Below are 16,251 nucleotides of genomic sequence, written 5' to 3' on the forward strand. Positions count from 1 at the left end.
GCTTAGCCGAGCGTCTTCGCCGTCTGCCCGAAGAGCACGCTTTTCGCGTCGCCGCTGACGGTCGGCTGCACATTGATTTCCGCCGCCCGCGCATATGCGCGCACGGTGGCGGGACGGGCGGCAATCGCCGCGAACCAGCGCGCCAGGTGCGGGAAATCTTCCAGTTTCTGGCGCTGGCGCTCGTGCGGCACGATCCACGGGTAGATCGCCATGTCCGCGATGGAATAGCTGTCGCCGGCCACGAATGCGCGGTCCGCCAGGCGCTTGTTCAGCACGCCATATAGCCGGTTCGTTTCGTTGACGTAGCGCGTAATCGCATAGTCGATCGGTTCGGGCGCGTATTGCACGAAATGGTGGTTTTGCCCTGCCATGGGGCCGAGGCCGCCCATTTGCCAGAACAGCCATTGCATGACTTCGGCACGTCCCCGCACATCGTCCGGCAGGAATTGTCCGCTTTTCTCGGCCAGGTATTGCAAAATCGCGCCCGACTCGAACAGGGACAGCGGCGCGCCGCCATCTTCCGGCGCCTGGTCGACGATGGCGGGGATGCGGTTGTTGGGCGCGATGGCAAGAAACTCGGGCTTGAATTGCTCGCCCTTGCCGATATGCACGGGAATGAGCTTGTAGGGGATGCCCGCTTCTTCCAGGAACATCGTCACTTTGTGCCCGTTGGGCGTGGTCCAGTAATACAGGTCGATCATCGTGGTCTTTCCAGGTAGATAAGTAGGGGCAGGCGCACTTGGCATAACTATTGTCGCGCCGCAACTGATATGCATGGATATAATGCCACGTAAGCGAAAAACAAGACGGCGCCCAGGCAGCGCAAGCGCCCACTCTCGCCGCAAGAATTGAACGCCGCCATTCCCGAGAACCATCAACGAAAGCCGACCATGCGCAAACTCCTGATCGTCACGCTGTCCGTCCTGCTGTCAGGCTGTGTCCAGGACTTCGCCATCTACATGTTCGATGGACAGGACCATTCCCTGACCGTGCGCCGCCAGCAACGTTATTTTTGGCAAGATACCGTGGAAGTGCAGCTGATGGCGACCAATCTGCCGCAATGCCAGCGCCTGCATACCCTGTCGACGGATGCGCCGGCCGACATCACCGTCGAGCTGTTTGCGGCCGGCGATGGCCTGTGGAATATCCGCATGGGCAAGCAGTTGTGGCAGGCAGAAACGAATACCTGCAATGAACTGACGGAAATGGAAAACGACCCGAAAGCCGACCTGGGCCAGCCGGTCGGGCAATACGTGGTCGTTGATGACAAGCTGGAATTCGAACCGGCGCCGCCAGCGGCAGCGCCAGTCCAGTAAAACCTTAGCGCGCCGCCAGGCTGCGCAGCGGCTTTTTCGCCACGGCGCGCGGTGCGCCAGCCGAAGTGGCCGCCAGGCGCGGCGATGTTCCCGGCTCTTGCGCCGACAGTTTGAAGCGCGCCACCAGTTGCGCCAGCACGGCCGCCTGGTCCTGCATGCTCGACGCCGCTGCCGCCGCCTCTTCCACCAGTGCCGCATTTTGCTGCGTCACGCTATCCATTTCCGTGATCGCCTGGTTGACGTGGCCGATGCCCGTGCTTTGCTCGTGCGAGGCGGCCGTGATGTCGGCCATGATGTCGGTCACGCGCGAGACGGAAGCGACCACCTGATCCATGGTCGTGCCCGCCTGTGCAACGAGGGTGCTGCCAGCCGCGATGCTGTCGACGGAAGCGCCGATCAGTTCCTTGATTTCCTTCGCCGCACCCGCCGAGCGCTGTGCCAGATTGCGCACCTCGCTGGCCACGACGGCAAAGCCGCGTCCCTGTTCGCCCGCGCGCGCCGCTTCCACGGCCGCGTTCAAGGCCAGGATATTCGTCTGGAAGGCGATGCCATCGATGACGCCGATGATGTCGACGATCTTGCGCGACGAGGCGTTGATGGTGTCCATGGTGCCGATCACTTGCGCCACCACGGCGCCGCCCTGGCGCGCCACGGCGGAAGCGGACTGCGCCAGTTCATTCGCCTGCACGGCATTGCCCGCATTTTGTGTCACGGTCGAGGTCAATTCCTCCATCGAGGCGGCCGTTTCTTCCAGCGAACTGGCTTGCATTTCCGTGCGTGCCGACAAGTCCATATTGCCGCTGGCAATCTCGCTCGATGCCGTGGCAATCGTCTCGGCGCTGTGGCGGATTTCGCTGATTGCATCGACCAGGTTGGTTTGCATGGTTTTCATCGCGTACAGCACGCTGTGACGGTCGTTGGCATGCGTGCGCACGACGCCGCTCAAATCGTTATTCGCGATCTTTTCCGCCACATCGGCCGCATACTCGGGATCGCCGCCCAGCGCATGGCGCAAGCTGCGGTTGATCACCACGACGACGCCCGCCAGCAGGCCGCACACCAGCACCAGCACGCCCAGCGAGGTCAACAGCGACTGGCGGAAGGCCGCGTCGATATCGTCCATGTACACACCGACCACGATGGTCCAGCTCCATGGCTTGTAGGCCACCACGCGGCTCATCTTCGGTTCGGGGGTCTTCTGGCCGGGACGGGGGAAATAATAGTGGACGAAGCCCTTGCCCGCATCGCTCTTGCCGACGGCCACGATGTCGCGGTACAGATAGGTGCCGTTGGCATCTTTAAAGTCCGACATGTTCTTGCCATCCGTTTGCGGCGCGGCGGGATTCATCACGACGACGGCGTCGAGGTTGATGATGGACAAATAACCGGTCTCGCCGAAACGCATGCTCTTGATGACGGCCGTGGCCTGCTTCTGCGCTTCTTCCTTCGTCAGGGCGCCGCTGGCGGCCAGGTCGCCGAACATCTTGACGGCGCCCAGGCCCAGGTCGGCGGCATTGCTCAGGTCGGCGCTGCGTTCTTCGATGCGGATCTTGCGCACTTCCAGAGCGTTATAGACAAAAATAACGGTGATGCACAACAGGCTGCAAATCAGGGGAATCCATAACTTCTGCTGGAACGTCAATTTCTTCATGCTGTGTCTCCAACTCTCTATTGTGCGGCGAAGGGGTGTGGCCCGCTTCCTGCCCGGCTGGCCAGGAATGCGGCGGCGACGGTGCTCTGGCGGCACCGTTCAGACGACTCCAGCATACGCTCGAACGACCGATATTTACAATGCCGGGAAGCAATGATTTTTGCCCGGTGTTGTTAATGCGTTGCGACAATTGATGAGAATTGATGCTGCATTGCAGTAAAAAAGCCTGCAGATAGGGGCGGCAAGGCAGGCGGGGGTGACGTGCCTGTGTCAAAATGCACGCCATATACTTGATGAATCACGAAAGCACAGCATGACCAAGAATGAAGCCATGAAACGCATCAACGACCGCCTGGGCAAACCCACCCTGACGGACAAGAACACGCATTTTGCCAGCGTCGCCAGCTATGGCACGGACGAAGGCTGGTGGCTGAAGATCCCCTTCCTGACCTTCAAGCAGGAATTGCATTTTATTCTCAACAATGAGAAAACAAAAAGCTTCCAGCACCTGAAAATCGGCGCCAACCAGATCCTCAGCCCCGGCATGCGGTTCCGCAGCACGGGCGGCGCGGCCGACGCCTTCATGTCGGCCTCGGCACCGAAACGCCTGGTCGACTTGCTCGACGGCGGCAGCAAGTACAACTTCACCAAACATTTTATTAACGATTATCGTTACTGATGCGCGGCCGTGCCGCCGTCGGCTGGCGGCAGCCACGCCTTGATCAGGTGTTGCGCGATGTCGAGCGCGTCGTCGCGGCTGGTGCCGAAATGCAGGGGATAGCCCCAGAACTTGCCGAACATCACGGCAAAGGCCTTGCCGGCCAGGCGCTTGGCGGCGCTCGGTTCAACCAGCACCATGCCCTGGATATACGCGCGGATGGCCGCCTTGTTCCGCTTCATCCAGAGTGATGCCCGCTTGCGCTCTTCCTGCGGGTGTTCATGCCCGTCCTCGTCAAAACCTTCCTCGCTGAGAATGACAAACGCCTGGCGGCGCGCCAGCAGCGCGTCAAACTGGGCAAACAGAATATCGGGCTGGACAGGCGCTGCCTCGCGGCGCATCCAGACGAGGGGGAAATTGGATAGATCAAGCTGCATGATGATGACTCCTTCAAAGGGTTGCCGTTCCTCCTTACCTTCATCAGAACACTGGCGGCGGCGGTTGCCGTTGAAGCGGGGCTGCGGATCAGCACACGATACCGATGGCGCGGCCGGACGTCATTGCATAAAATAGCCACAATATTATTCAATCCAGCCAAAGCGTCCCCATGCCCCATCTATTGCAGCCCAGCATGCTCACCACCGAGCTGGGCCTGGACGCCACCGCGTCCCTCATGGATTTCGACATCGATGGCGTGTTGCGTCCGCTGCTGGCCGTGGGCCTGGCCAGCGTGCCCGAGGAGGCGGAGCAGGCGCCGCACCAGCACCGCAAGGGGCAGTTGCTGTATGCCACGCGCGGCGTGATGCATTGCAAGGTGGAAAGCGGTGTGTGGATCGTGCCGCCCCAGTGCGCCGTGTGGATACCAGGCGGCCTGATGCATTCGGCGCAGGGCGTGGGCGAAGCGGAGTGCTATTGCCTGTTTGTCGAGCCGGCCATGGCGCCGGCCTTGCCCTCCGTTTGCTGCACCGTGGCCGTCTCGCCGTTGCTGCGCGAACTGATCGCCAAGGCGGCCGGCTTTCCCACCCTGGCCGCGCTGCAGGGCGCGCAGGAACGCCTGGTGCTTACCCTGCTCGATGAATTGGCGGCCGCGCCCGTGGAAGACTTGCATTTGCCGATGCCGCGCGATGCGCGTTTGCGCCGCCTGGCCGCGCTGCTGCTGGCGCAGCCCGCCGATAAGAGCACCCTGGCCGAGTGGGCCAGCCGCATCGGCATGAGCGAGCGCAGCATGACCCGCCAGTCACTGGAGGAAATGGGCATGAGCGTGGGCCGCTGGCGCCGGCAATTGCACGTCATCCTGGCCTTGCAACGGCTGGCGCAAGGGCGCAGCGTGAAAGCGGTGGCGCTGGAACTCGGCTATGAAAACACCAGCGGTTTTGTCACCATGTTCCGCAAGGCCGTGGGCAAGCCGCCGGCGCGCTACCTGGCGGAGCGGGAGTCCGGAAGAATATAAAAAAAGGCGGCATATGCCGCCTTCGTCCCGCATCGGCGCCGAAGATCAGACTTCGCGCGCCAGTGCCAGAAACTCCGTGCGCAGCGCCAGGTTCGGCTGCATCTCGCCCAGCATGGCCGAGGTGATGGTTTCTTCGCCCGGCGTGCGGATGCCGCGGCTTTCCATGCACAGGTGGCGGCAGCGTACGACCACGCCCACCGATTTCGGTTCCAGCACTTCCATCAGGGCATTGGCGATCTGCATCGTCATGCGTTCCTGCACTTGCAGACGCTTGGAGAAGCAATCGACGAGGCGCGTCAGTTTCGACAGGCCGACGATCTTGCCGTTGGGCACATAGCCGATGGTGGCCTTGCCGAAGAACGGCGCCAGATGGTGTTCGCAATGGCTGTAGACGGGGATGCCGCGCACGACGATCAGCTCGTTGTACTGTTCCGCGCCATCTTCGAACGCTTTCAGCAAATCCACCGGGTCCTGGCCATAGCCGGACGTCCAGTGCTTCCACGCCTTGGCCACGCGCGCCGGCGTTTCCAGCAAGCCAGGACGCTGCGGATCTTCGCCAAAGCTGCTGATCAGCCGGCGCCAGTCGTTTTCGGAGAATTCTTCTTGAGACATGCTACACCACCCTAAAATTTTCAATTGCCGCCAGTATATAGAAAATGCGGCAAGCTGCCCGAGCAGCTCCCGCTTTACGGCACTGCCGGCGGCCGGTGCGCGCCCACCAGCAGCGCGGAAATCGACACGCTCGAACTCGCTTCCGGCCACACATCGCCAGGGCCGAACCAGCGCGCCTCGGCGATCTCGTTTTCATCGAGACGAATCTCGCCATCGAGGTAATCAGCCGTAAACGCGATCATCAGCGAATGGGGAAATGGCCAGGACTGGCTCATGAAGTACTGCAAGTTATGCACGCGCAAACCCACCTCTTCCATCACTTCGCGGTGCACGGCTTCCTCGATCGATTCGCCCGCCTCCAGGAAGCCGGCCAGCGGACTGAAGCGCTGCGATGGCGAGTGCTTGTGCATGGCCAGCAGCACCTGGTCGCCCTTGCGGATGAGCACCATCATGGCGGGCGAAATGCGCGGATACGCGAGCATGCCGCAGGCGGCGCAGGTGAAGCAGCGTTCGCCGCGCGTGCGCTGCATGGGCGTGGCGCACACGCCGCAATGGCGGTGCGTGCGCGCCCACTCGGCCAGTTGCACGGCGCGGCTGGCCAGGCCCAGGAACGCGTCGTCGACGGCATTGAACAACGAACGCATGCCGTGCCAGGCCAGGCCGGCGCCCGGCGGCAACTCTTCGTCGGTCCAGACCGTCTGGCAATAGCGGCCCTGCCACAGGCCCACGGGCTGTGCGCGGCTCAGGTCGATATCGAGCGCGGCCGCCTCGGCGGCCGTGGGCAGGGTCAATTCGGGCGTGCGCAGCAATAAACGTCCGCGGTGAAAGACAAACGTCAGCGTCTGCTCGGCGGACGGGGCCGGTTCGGGGGCATCGATCAGGGGGACAAAGGCATCGGGAGTCTGCAGCATGCTCGGCGGAAATTTGTAAAGGTTGCTCATCATACTCCCGCCGGCGGAGCCTTGCGCGCATAGCAGCGGCCGGGGCGCAAAGCAAGCATTCATGGGCCATGACAGTGTTTTTTTTACGGCACACCCAATCCGTTGCGTAAACGATACTGATAACGATTCTCATTTACGAAATAACGCCCATTTATTACAATACGGCCTTCCGTCTCCATCGCCAGCCACTTGCCCGCGTGCCCAAGCACAGCGGCGCAGAGCCAGCCAGGAACCACTACCCTGACCTTATCGAGAGAGCAAGATGGCAATCAAGAGCCGCAAACACGCCCCAACCCGTTTCAACCAGCACATCGGCGCCGCCCTGGCCGTGATGCTGCTGCCCGTCGCCGCCCAGGCGGCCGACCCGGCCGGTCAAAGTGCCCCGGCATCGCAGCAAATGCTGAACGAAGTCAAGGTCGTGGGTTCCAAGGAAAACGACTTCAAGGCCGAAAAAGCCTCGTCGCCGAAATACACGGAAGAGCTGGTCAATACGCCGCAAACCATCGTCGTGATCAAGAAGGAATTGATCGAACAGCAAGGCGCGCTGACCCTGACGGAAGCGCTGCGCAACACGCCAGGCGTCGGTACCTTCTTCCTCGGTGAAAACGGCAACACGAACACGGGCGACGCCGTCTACATGCGCGGTTTCGATTCGTCCGGCAGCATCTATGTCGATGGCGTGCGCGACGTGGGCTCCATCTCGCGCGACGTCTTCAACATCGAACAGATCGACGTACTGAAGGGCCCGGCGGGCACCGACAGCGGCCGCGGTTCGCCGACCGGCTCGATCAATCTGGTCAGCAAGACGGCCACCATGGAAAACAAATTCAATTCGCTGCTGACGGCGGGCAGCGGCAAGCAGAAACGCGCCACGGCCGACTGGAACCGCGTCCTCGACAGCGATACCGGCACGGCTTTGCGCCTGAACCTGATGACGCAGGACAGCGGCAACGCGGCGCGCGATGAAGTCAAGAACAAGCGCTGGGCCTTCGCGCCCACCGTCACCTTCGGCATCGGCAAGCCAACGCGCATCACGGCCAGCTACCTGCACGTGGATCAAAACAACGTGCCCGACGGCGGCGTGCCGACCATCGGCTTGCCAGGCTACTCGACGCCGGACGTCGCCACGAAGGATAAGCCGATCATCCGCAGCTACCTGAACAGCGCCGCCAGGGTCGATCCGAAGAATTTCTACGGTTCCACCTCGGACTACGACAAGATCAAGGCCGACATGGGCACCTTGCGCATCGACCATGATTTCTCGTCCAACGTGCAGCTCCAGAACACCACGCGCTACGGCAAGACCCAGCAGGACTACCTGCTGACGGCCTTCATGGGCAGCGCCGGCAACCTGAATACGGAGACGAACGGGGTGATGCGAGACCCTTCGACCTGGACCCTGGCGCGCTCGCTGCGCACCGTGAAGGACCAGGAAAACACGATCCTGACCAACCAGACCGTGGTCAGCGCGCAATTCGACACCGGCGTGCTGAAGCACTCCCTGGTGGCCGGCGCCGAGTTCACGAGCGAAAAACAGACCAACTACAGCTATGTGCCAGCCAGCCTGGGCACCTTGCCGGATGCCAATCTGTACAATCCGAATCCGCGCGACACCGTCACCGGCCACAATCCCGTGCGCAGCGGCGCCTTCACGGAAGGCGAAGTCAACACGCAAAGCCTGTATGTGTTCGACACCATCAAGTTCGGCGACAAGTGGATCTTCAACGGCGGCGTGCGCTTCGACCATTTCAACACCACGTATGACGCCGTCGCCCTGCAAGCGGCCGTGGGCAAGGATCAGGTACAAAAACTGCCGGTCGGCACGCCGATTCCTACCCATTTGACCCTGAGCGACACCCTGGCCAACGGCAAGATCTCGGCCATGTACAAGCCGACGCCGGACAGCAGCGTGTACGCCTTGCTGGCCACGTCGAAAGCGCCACCTGGCGTCAACATCAACCTGAACGCCGCCGCCAACAGCGCGCAAAACCCGAACTATGACCCACAGGAAACCATCACCAAGGAAATCGGCACCAAGTGGGACTTCCTGAAGCAAAAACTGTCGCTGTCGGCCGCCGTCTACCAGACCACCGTCAAAAATGAATTGGAACAAGATCCGGTGATCTCGACCATTTATTACCAGACCGGCAAGAAGCGCGTGCAAGGCCTGGAACTGGGCGTGGTGGGCGAGATCATGCCGAACTGGCTGGTCAGCGCCGGCTACACCCGCATGAATACCAAGGTCGAGTCGAACAAGGTCTTCACGGCCAGCGGCGAGAAGAGCCTCACCTACACGCCAAAGCAGGCGTTCACCAGCTGGACCTCGTACACCCTGCCGTTCGGCCTGAAGATCGGCGGCGGCGCGCGTTACGTGGGTGAAATGCTGCGCGGCACCGATGGCGCCGTCGGCACGCCGGCCCGCGTGGATGCCTACTGGGTCTTCGACGCCATGGCAACCTATACCGTCAACAAGAACCTCGACTTGCAGCTGAATGCCTACAACCTGGCCGACAAGACCTATGTGGCGGCCATCAACAAATCCGGCTACCGCTACACCCCAAGCCAGCCGCGTTCGTTCAGCCTGACGGCGAATATCAAGTTCTGAAATCAATAGCATAGAAACTGCGCCACATCGGGCCCCTCTTCGGAGGGGCTTTTTTATTGTCCTGATAATCTTGCCTTGTTGGGCCTACCGCCACCCCGCCGCGACTAGCGTATGAAAAGTCATACAGCGATGCGCTTGCGCGTCCAATATTTCGCGCAAGCGTGCAAAGTTGCAACATCCTAGCAACAAAAAATCGACCTTAAATCAACAACTTAAGAAGTTATGTAGCAAATTCCAATTTCAGGCATATCCTTTGCTATGTACAGGTTTTGCTGCAAATAATCGCTGGCACGCAAGGGCTTGTTTTTGAGAAATATTGACTCCAAGCTTGAGTTGCTCGCTATCAATAATCCGCTCACAGCGGCGTTTCACCGGAGGAGTCAAAATGAAAAAGAAACGGCCATTAACCCTGTACATCCTGATTGCCATGATCCTCGGCATTGCCGTGGGCTATGGATGCAACACCGCCTTCCCTGATGCCAAGCTCAGCGCTCAAATCGCTGGCAATATTTCCATCGTCACCGACGTCTTCCTGCGCCTGATCAAGATGATCATTGCGCTGCTGGTGTTCTCCACCCTGACGGTCGGCATCGCCCACATGGGCGACGGCAAGACGGCTGGCCGCATCGGCCTGAAAGCCATGTGCTGGTTCGTCGTCGCCTCGCTCGTTTCGCTGGCGCTGGGCATGGTGCTGTCGAATCTGATGCAACTGGGCACCAATCTGGGCTTGCCATTGCCGGACGTCCACGCGTCGACGAATCTGAAAACGGCCGCCTTCACCTTGAAAGATTTCTTCACACACCTGGTGCCGAAGTCGCCGATCGAGGCCATGGCCAACAATGAAATCCTGCAAGTGCTGGTGTTCTCGATCTTCTTCGGCGGCGCACTGGCCGGCCTGGGCGAATCGGGCAAGACCCTGACGGCCGTCGTCGACCAGCTGGCACAAGTCATGCTGCGCATCACCGGCACCATCATGAACCTGGCCCCGCTGGCCGTGTTCGCCGCGATGGCTTCCGTCATCACCACCCACGGCCTGGGCGTGCTGGTCACGTTTGCCAAGTTCATGGGCGGCTTCTACGTGGGCCTGCTGTGCCTGTGGGCCCTGCTGATCGGCGCCGGCTTCGTCGTCATCGGCCCGCGCATCTTCAAACTCGTCGGCCTGATCCGCGAACCATTCCTGCTGGCATTCTCGACGGCCAGCTCGGAAGCGGCGTATCCAAAACTGCTGACGGCGCTCGATCAGTTCGGCGTGGACCGCAAGATTTCCAGCTTCGTGTTGCCAATGGGCTACTCCTTCAACCTCGATGGTTCGATGATGTACTGCACCTTCGCCGTGCTGTTCATCGCGCAAGCCTACGGCATCGACCTGTCGATCGGCACGCAGATCACCATGCTGCTGCTGCTGATGCTGACCTCGAAAGGCATGGCCGGCGTGCCGCGCGCCTCGCTGGTGGTGATTGCCGCTACCCTGAACCAGTTCAATATTCCGGAAGCGGGCTTGCTTCTGCTGATGGGCGTCGACCAATTCCTCGACATGGGCCGTTCGGCCACCAACGCGGTCGGCAATGCCGTCGCCACGGCCGTCGTCGCCAAGTGGGAAGGTGGCCTGGCCACCGAGGAAGAAGCCGCGGCGGCCAACGCGGCCAGCCAGAACACGGAAAGCCATTGGGGCGAAGCGGATCACGCTAGCAAAGCCTGATAGCGCCATGGCCCGCCACAAGCGGGCCATTTATTTGTTGTCGATGTTGAGTAACAAGCAGTCAGGTAGTGCGATCAGTAGTCATTCCAACTTATTAGAGAGATTTTCATGAAAAAAGTCCTGTTTACCCTGCTGACCCTCGGCGCAGCCTCCACTGGCGCCATGGCCCAATCGAGCGTGACCATGTATGGCGTGGCTGACGCCGGCCTGGTGTTTGACAAGGATGCGGCTGGAGACCGCCTGAACCGCGTCGCCTCCGGCGTCGCCTCGGGCTCGCGCATCGGCTTCAAAGGCAAGGAAGACCTCGGTGCTGGCCTGGCCGCCATTTTCGTGCTGGAAAGCGGTTTCAATATCGATACCGGTACCTCGGGCCAGGGCGGCCGGCTGTTCGGCCGCCAGGCGTACGTGGGCCTGACCGGCAGCGCCGGCGCCGTCACCCTGGGCCGCCAATATACGCCGTACTACCTGGCCCTGCGCGACGTGGCCGATCCGTTTGTCATCGGCCTGGCCGGCACGGCGTCGAATATTATGGCGACGAATTACCGCATCGACAACATGGTGCAATACAGCACGCCGACCTGGAGCAAGCTGTCGGCCGACCTGGCGTATGGCTTTGGCGAAGTAGCCGGCGACAATGCGAAAAACCGCAGCATGGGCGGCGCCGTGCACTACATCGACGGTCCGCTGAACGTGACCCTGACGCACCACCGCCAGGAAAATGCGCTGGCGACCCAGCAAACGCGCAACACCCTGCTGGCCACGCGCTACGACTTTGGCGTGCTGCAAGGCAACTTCGGCTACGCCGACAACCGCGCCCTCGACGACAGCAAGAGCAATGACATCCTCGTTGGCTTCAGCGCCCCGTTCGGCGCCACCAAGCTGGTCGCGTCGTACATCCGCCACAACGACAAGAGCAATGCCAACCGTGACGCCCAGCAGTGGGCCATCGGCGCCTTCTATGCGCTGTCCAAGCGCAGCGACCTGTACACAGGTTACGGCCACATCAGCAACAAGAACGGCGCTACCTACAAGGTTGGCAATGCCACCGACGATGGCACCGGCAACAGCGGTTTTAACCTGGGCATGCGCCATACGTTCTAAGGACTTTGAACTGTCCGTGACATAAAAGCGTGAGCCGCCGGATGCATGTCCGGCGGCTTTTTCTTTTTACGCAATATTTAAATGCGATACTGTGGGTTCTTGCAAGTTGGCAGCTGATTTTATGAATAGCAGTAGTAAACCCTCCCTTTCCTGGCGCCAGCGCCTGTCGCAACGTTCGGGCCGCGAAACGCTGGCCTGGGGCGTGGTGCTGGCCGCCTGTCTGGCCACCGTCTGGCTCGTGTATTTCTGGACGGAGCGCATCGCCATCGGCAAGCTGCAGGCCAGCGGCGCGCAACGCCTCGAGGTGTATGTCAGCAGCCTGGAAAATGCGCTGGAAAAATACGACTTCCTGCCCAAGACCCTGGAGCTGAACCGCGACGTGATCCGTTTGCTGCAGCACCCGGAAGACCCGGTGCTGGTCGATACGGTCAACCATTACCTCGAGCAGATGAATGCCCAGGCGAAATCCTCGACCATTTTCATCAGCAACCTCGACGGCAACACGCGGGCCGCCAGCAACTGGCAGCAGCCCGACAGCTTTATTGGCGACAATATCTCGTTCCGCCCCTACGCCCAGGACGCGCTGCGCGGCACGCCGGGCCGCTTCTATGGCGTGGGCACGACGCGGCTCGAACCCGGTTACTTCTTTGCCCACGGTATCTACCAAAATGGCCACATGCTGGGCCTGGCAACGGTGAAGGTGAACCTGGAAACCCTGGAAAAACGCTGGGTGCAGGGCGCCGACAAGGTCATGCTGGCCGACGAGCACGGCGTGATTTTTCTCAGCTCCATGGCGGACTGGAAATACAAGACCCTGGCGCCGCTGTCGCCGGCGATCGTCGAGGAACTCAACCGCACGCGCCAGTACTATTCGAAGCAGCTGGCCGCCATCCCCTTCGTTTCCGACCGCCAGCTGGGCAATGGCGCCCGCGTGATCAGCGTGCGCGAGCAGGAACATGCCGACGCGCCACCGAAGATCAGTTCCAGCGTCATGACGCAGATCAAGCTGAAATCGCCGCAAGGCTGGACTTTCATTTATTTGTCCGACCTGGCGCAGGCCAAGGCCAGCGCGCGCGCGGCGGCCGCCTTCTCTTGCGTGCTGCTGGGCTTTTTCATGCTGCTGTTCTTTTACCTGCGCCAGCGCCGCGCGGCCGTGGCGCAAAAATTGCGCGCCCGCGAAGACTTGCAACACGCCTACGACAACCTGGAAGCCATGGTCGAGGAGCGCACCTCGGAACTCAATGCCATGACGCAAAGCCTGAGCCAGGAAATCGAGGTGCGCAGCAAGGCCGAGCAGAAACTCCACATCACGCAAAACGAACTGTTTCAAGCCGGCAAGATGGCCGTGCTGGGACAAATGTCGGCCAGCATCACGCATGAGCTGAACCAGCCGCTGACGGCGCTGCGCACCATGTCCGACAATGCCGTCATCCTGCTGGAACGGGGCCGGCTCGACGACGCGCGGCGCAACCTGGCGAAGATCTCGCAAATTGCGGCCAGGATGGGGACCATTACGGGTCAATTGAAGATTTTTGCGCGCAAATCGACGACCAGCCTGACCTCCGTCTCGATCCCCACGGCGATCAGCAATGCGCTGTTCCTCGTCGAGCGCCGGCTGCAGGTGGAAAGTGTGCGTTTTACTTTGCAACTGCCGCCCGAAGACATCTTCGCCATGTGCGAAAGCAACCGCCTCGAGCAGGTGCTGGTGAACCTGTACGCGAACGCGCTCGACGCCATGAACGGCAGCGACGTGCGCAGCCTGCGTGTGGCCGTCGAATGCACGCCCGAGCACGTGCTGATCCACGTGGCCGACACGGGGCCGGGCCTGTCGACGGAGGTGTATGAACACCTGTTCGAACCGTTCTTCACGACCAAGCCGCAGGGTCTGGGCCTGGGCCTGGGACTGGCCATTTCCGAACAGATCACGCGCCAGTTCGGTGGCGTGCTGCGCGCCGAGAACGCCCCTGGCGGCGGCGCCATCTTCACCATCGAACTACAGATTGCAACGCAGGAGGAAAAACATGTTTGACGGCTTGAAGGTCTTGCTGGTCGAGGACGACCCCACCGTACGCGAAGGCAGCGAGCAGGCACTGCAGCTGGCCGGCCTGGACGTGCTGGCGTTTCACTCGGCCGAGCTGGCCTATAAACTGCTGACGCCCGATTTTCCCGGCATCGTCGTCAGCGACGTGCGTCTGCCCGGCATGAGCGGCCTGGAATTGCTGCAAGCGGTCAAGACGCTCGATGCCAACCTGCCCGTGATCCTCGTCACGGGCCACGGCGACATCACGATGGCCGTGCACGCCATGCGCACGGGCGCCTATGATTTCATCGAAAAGCCGTATTCTTCCGAGCAACTGGTCGACGTCATCCTGCGCGCGCTGGAAACGCGCCGTCTGACCCTGGAAGTGCACAGCCTGCGCCGCCAGCTGGAAGACGGCGGCGGCATTGAATCGCGCCTGCTGGGAAATTCCGTGGCGATGCGCGACATACGGCGCCTAATACTCGACGTTGCCGACGAACCGGCCGACGTGCTGATCTACGGCGACACGGGCACGGGCAAGGAAATGGTGGCGCGCTGCCTGCACGACTTCAGCCACCGCCGCAAGCACAACTTCGTCGCCGTCAACTGCGGCGCGATTCCCGAAAGCATATTCGAAAGCGAAGTCTTCGGCCACGAACCGGGGGCGTTTACGGGCGCGGCCAAGCGGCAGGTGGGCAAGATCGAGCACGCGGATCAAGGCACTTTTTTCCTCGACGAAATCGAATCGCTGCCCCTGTCCTTGCAAGTCAAATTGCTGCGCGTGCTGCAGGAACGCTATATCGAACGGCTGGGCTCGAACGTGCCCACGCCCGTCGACGTGCGCGTCATCGCGGCGGCCAAGCTGGACCTGGAGGACTTGTCGCAGCAACAGAAATTCCGCAGCGACCTGTACTACCGCCTGAACCTGATCGTGCTGCATCTGCCGCCGCTGCGCGAACGGCGCGAGGATATTCCCATCCTGTTCGAACACTTCGTGCTGGCCGCCGCCGCCCGCTACAACCGTGCCGCGCCCGTGGTCTCCAGCGCGCAGATGCGCAACCTGATGGCCCATTCCTGGCCCGGCAACGTGCGCGAATTGCGCAACATCGCCGACCGCTTCGTGCTGGGCATCGCCGGCGGCGCCTCGAGCTTGCTGGCGGCCGGACTGGCCAGCCCCCTGTCGCTGGCGGAACAGGTCAACGGCTTCGAACGCGCGCTGATCGAGCAGGAACTGCGTGCATATTCCGGCAACGTCAGCGAAGTGAGCGCCGTGCTCGGCTTGCCGAAACAGACTTTGTATCACAAGATGCAGAAGTACAACCTGGTGGCCGAAGAGTTCCGCTGATCAACCAACCCGGCCCGTGCGCAAGGGCGTGATCCAGTCGGGCCGCCCGTTCGCCAGCGCCAGCCCGGCCGCTTTTTCCCAGTCATATTCCACGCTGTGCAGCTGTGCCGTCCAGGCGCCATCGCTTCCCTGTTCGGCGATGGCATAGCGCGCATGCGGCGTGCCGTTTTCCATCAGGTGCGGATAACCATGGTCGTCGTCGTAGGCTTGCAAGCCCACGCTGCCCGGATTGACGATCAACCGCCCATCGGCCAAACGCACCTGGCGCGGCATGTGCGTGTGGCCGCACAGGATCAAGGCCGCGTCGGCCGAACCGGCCCGTTCGGCCACCTCTTGCGGAGTGGCGGCACGGCTGCCTTGCGGCGTGACGCTGTCGAGAAAATACACGAGGTCGCTGCTGGGCGTGCCATGCACGAGCAGCACGTCATGCCGCAGGCGCAAGGTGGCGGGCAGCGCCGCGATCCAGGCTAGTTGCTCCGGCAACAGTTGCGCGCGCGCATAGGCGTCCGAGACGCCCATGCGGGCCGGGTCGCCCAGCAGCTGGCGCTCGTGGTTGCCGCGGATGGTGGGCAGGCCGAGCCCCATCAGGCGCGCCGCCGTGGCGCGCGGTTGCAGATGGCCCGAGACGATATCGCCGAGGTTGACGGTCACGTCCACGCCACGCGGGGCGATGTCGGCCAGCACGGCGTTCAGCGCGTCCAGGTTGCCGTGGATATCGGATATGGCGGCGATTCTCATGCGGTGTCTCCTCCTCTTGCGCACCATTTTGCCCGCGTTCCCCATCGCAGGCAATGTCGGCATGTACCAGCCGTTACACGCGGTAGGACAAATCCGACGGTAATTTGCGCCGTGC

At 61.7% G+C, this 16,251-nt stretch carries 14 protein-coding genes; 8 read left to right on the plus strand and 6 right to left on the minus strand.

Annotated elements, in window-relative coordinates; genetic code table 11:
- Positions 1-2: 2 nt before the first annotated feature.
- The gene (locus FG13_RS17665; RefSeq protein ID WP_035822974.1) at positions 3-701 is read right to left on the minus strand and encodes a glutathione binding-like protein; all 699 of its coding nucleotides are present in this window, start codon (positions 699-701) and stop codon (positions 3-5) included.
- A gap of 189 nt (positions 702-890) precedes the next feature.
- On the opposite strand from FG13_RS17665, the gene FG13_RS17670 reads away from it, so the two are divergent.
- Entirely contained in the window at positions 891-1,316 is a 426-nt protein-coding gene (locus FG13_RS17670; RefSeq protein ID WP_035822976.1) for a hypothetical protein, read from the plus strand.
- 4 nt (positions 1,317-1,320) lie between these two features.
- Here the strand turns inward: FG13_RS17670 and FG13_RS17675 are convergent, their stop codons facing one another.
- Positions 1,321-2,967 (minus strand): methyl-accepting chemotaxis protein, encoded by a 1,647-nt coding sequence (locus FG13_RS17675; protein ID WP_035822977.1) that lies wholly within the window; start codon positions 2,965-2,967, stop codon positions 1,321-1,323.
- A gap of 313 nt (positions 2,968-3,280) precedes the next feature.
- On the opposite strand from FG13_RS17675, the gene FG13_RS17680 reads away from it, so the two are divergent.
- Positions 3,281-3,646 (plus strand): hypothetical protein, encoded by a 366-nt coding sequence (locus tag FG13_RS17680; RefSeq protein WP_035822978.1) that lies wholly within the window; start codon positions 3,281-3,283, stop codon positions 3,644-3,646.
- Here the strand turns inward: FG13_RS17680 and FG13_RS17685 are convergent.
- Positions 3,640-4,062 carry a hypothetical protein gene (locus tag FG13_RS17685; RefSeq protein WP_035822980.1) on the minus strand — a complete coding sequence of 141 codons (423 nt, stop codon included), beginning with the start codon at positions 4,060-4,062 and terminating at the stop codon, positions 3,640-3,642. The genes FG13_RS17680 and FG13_RS17685 overlap by 7 nt on opposite strands.
- Positions 4,063-4,256: 194 nt before the next feature.
- Here FG13_RS17685 and FG13_RS17690 point away from each other — a divergent pair, with 194 nt between their 5' ends.
- Positions 4,257-5,075, plus strand: a complete 819-nt coding sequence (locus tag FG13_RS17690) for an AraC family transcriptional regulator (RefSeq protein ID WP_051959188.1) — start codon at positions 4,257-4,259, stop codon at positions 5,073-5,075.
- A 45-nt stretch (positions 5,076-5,120) separates the two neighbouring features.
- Here FG13_RS17690 and folE read toward each other — a convergent pair whose 3' ends face one another.
- Together folE and nudC are read right to left on the minus strand one after the other, a co-directional pair.
- Positions 5,121-5,687 carry a GTP cyclohydrolase I FolE gene (folE, locus tag FG13_RS17695; protein WP_035822985.1) on the minus strand — a complete coding sequence of 189 codons (567 nt, stop codon included), beginning with the start codon at positions 5,685-5,687 and terminating at the stop codon, positions 5,121-5,123.
- 74 nt (positions 5,688-5,761) lie between these two features.
- Entirely contained in the window at positions 5,762-6,598 is an 837-nt protein-coding gene (nudC, locus tag FG13_RS17700) for an NAD(+) diphosphatase (RefSeq protein WP_081922829.1), read from the minus strand.
- Between the two features lie 292 nt (positions 6,599-6,890).
- Between nudC and FG13_RS17705 the strand changes: the two genes are divergently transcribed.
- The 5 genes from FG13_RS17705 to FG13_RS17725 all read left to right on the plus strand — a co-directional run bounded on the left by FG13_RS17705 (position 6,891) and on the right by FG13_RS17725 (position 15,398).
- Positions 6,891-9,233: a catecholate siderophore receptor Fiu gene (locus FG13_RS17705; RefSeq protein WP_035822988.1), complete on the plus strand. Its 2,343-nt coding sequence runs from the start codon at positions 6,891-6,893 to the stop codon at positions 9,231-9,233.
- Positions 9,234-9,618: 385 nt separating this feature from the next.
- Positions 9,619-10,932 carry a dicarboxylate/amino acid:cation symporter gene (locus tag FG13_RS17710; RefSeq protein WP_035822991.1) on the plus strand — a complete coding sequence of 438 codons (1,314 nt, stop codon included), beginning with the start codon at positions 9,619-9,621 and terminating at the stop codon, positions 10,930-10,932.
- A gap of 108 nt (positions 10,933-11,040) precedes the next feature.
- Positions 11,041-12,033 carry a porin gene (locus FG13_RS17715; protein WP_051959190.1) on the plus strand — a complete coding sequence of 331 codons (993 nt, stop codon included), beginning with the start codon at positions 11,041-11,043 and terminating at the stop codon, positions 12,031-12,033.
- 121 nt (positions 12,034-12,154) lie between these two features.
- Positions 12,155-14,062, plus strand: a complete 1,908-nt coding sequence (locus tag FG13_RS17720) for a sensor histidine kinase (RefSeq protein ID WP_035822993.1) — start codon at positions 12,155-12,157, stop codon at positions 14,060-14,062.
- Positions 14,055-15,398 carry a sigma-54-dependent transcriptional regulator gene (locus FG13_RS17725; protein WP_035822995.1) on the plus strand — a complete coding sequence of 448 codons (1,344 nt, stop codon included), beginning with the start codon at positions 14,055-14,057 and terminating at the stop codon, positions 15,396-15,398. The genes FG13_RS17720 and FG13_RS17725 overlap by 8 nt, the downstream gene beginning before the upstream one ends.
- On the opposite strand, the gene FG13_RS17730 is transcribed toward FG13_RS17725, so the two are convergent.
- The gene (locus FG13_RS17730; RefSeq protein WP_035822997.1) at positions 15,399-16,136 is read right to left on the minus strand and encodes a metallophosphoesterase family protein; all 738 of its coding nucleotides are present in this window, start codon (positions 16,134-16,136) and stop codon (positions 15,399-15,401) included. It lies immediately after the preceding gene.
- Positions 16,137-16,251 lie beyond the last annotated feature (115 nt).

It is taken from the genome of Janthinobacterium sp. RA13 (genome assembly GCF_000745325.1).
Lineage (GTDB): Bacteria > Pseudomonadota > Gammaproteobacteria > Burkholderiales > Burkholderiaceae_D > Janthinobacterium > Janthinobacterium rivuli.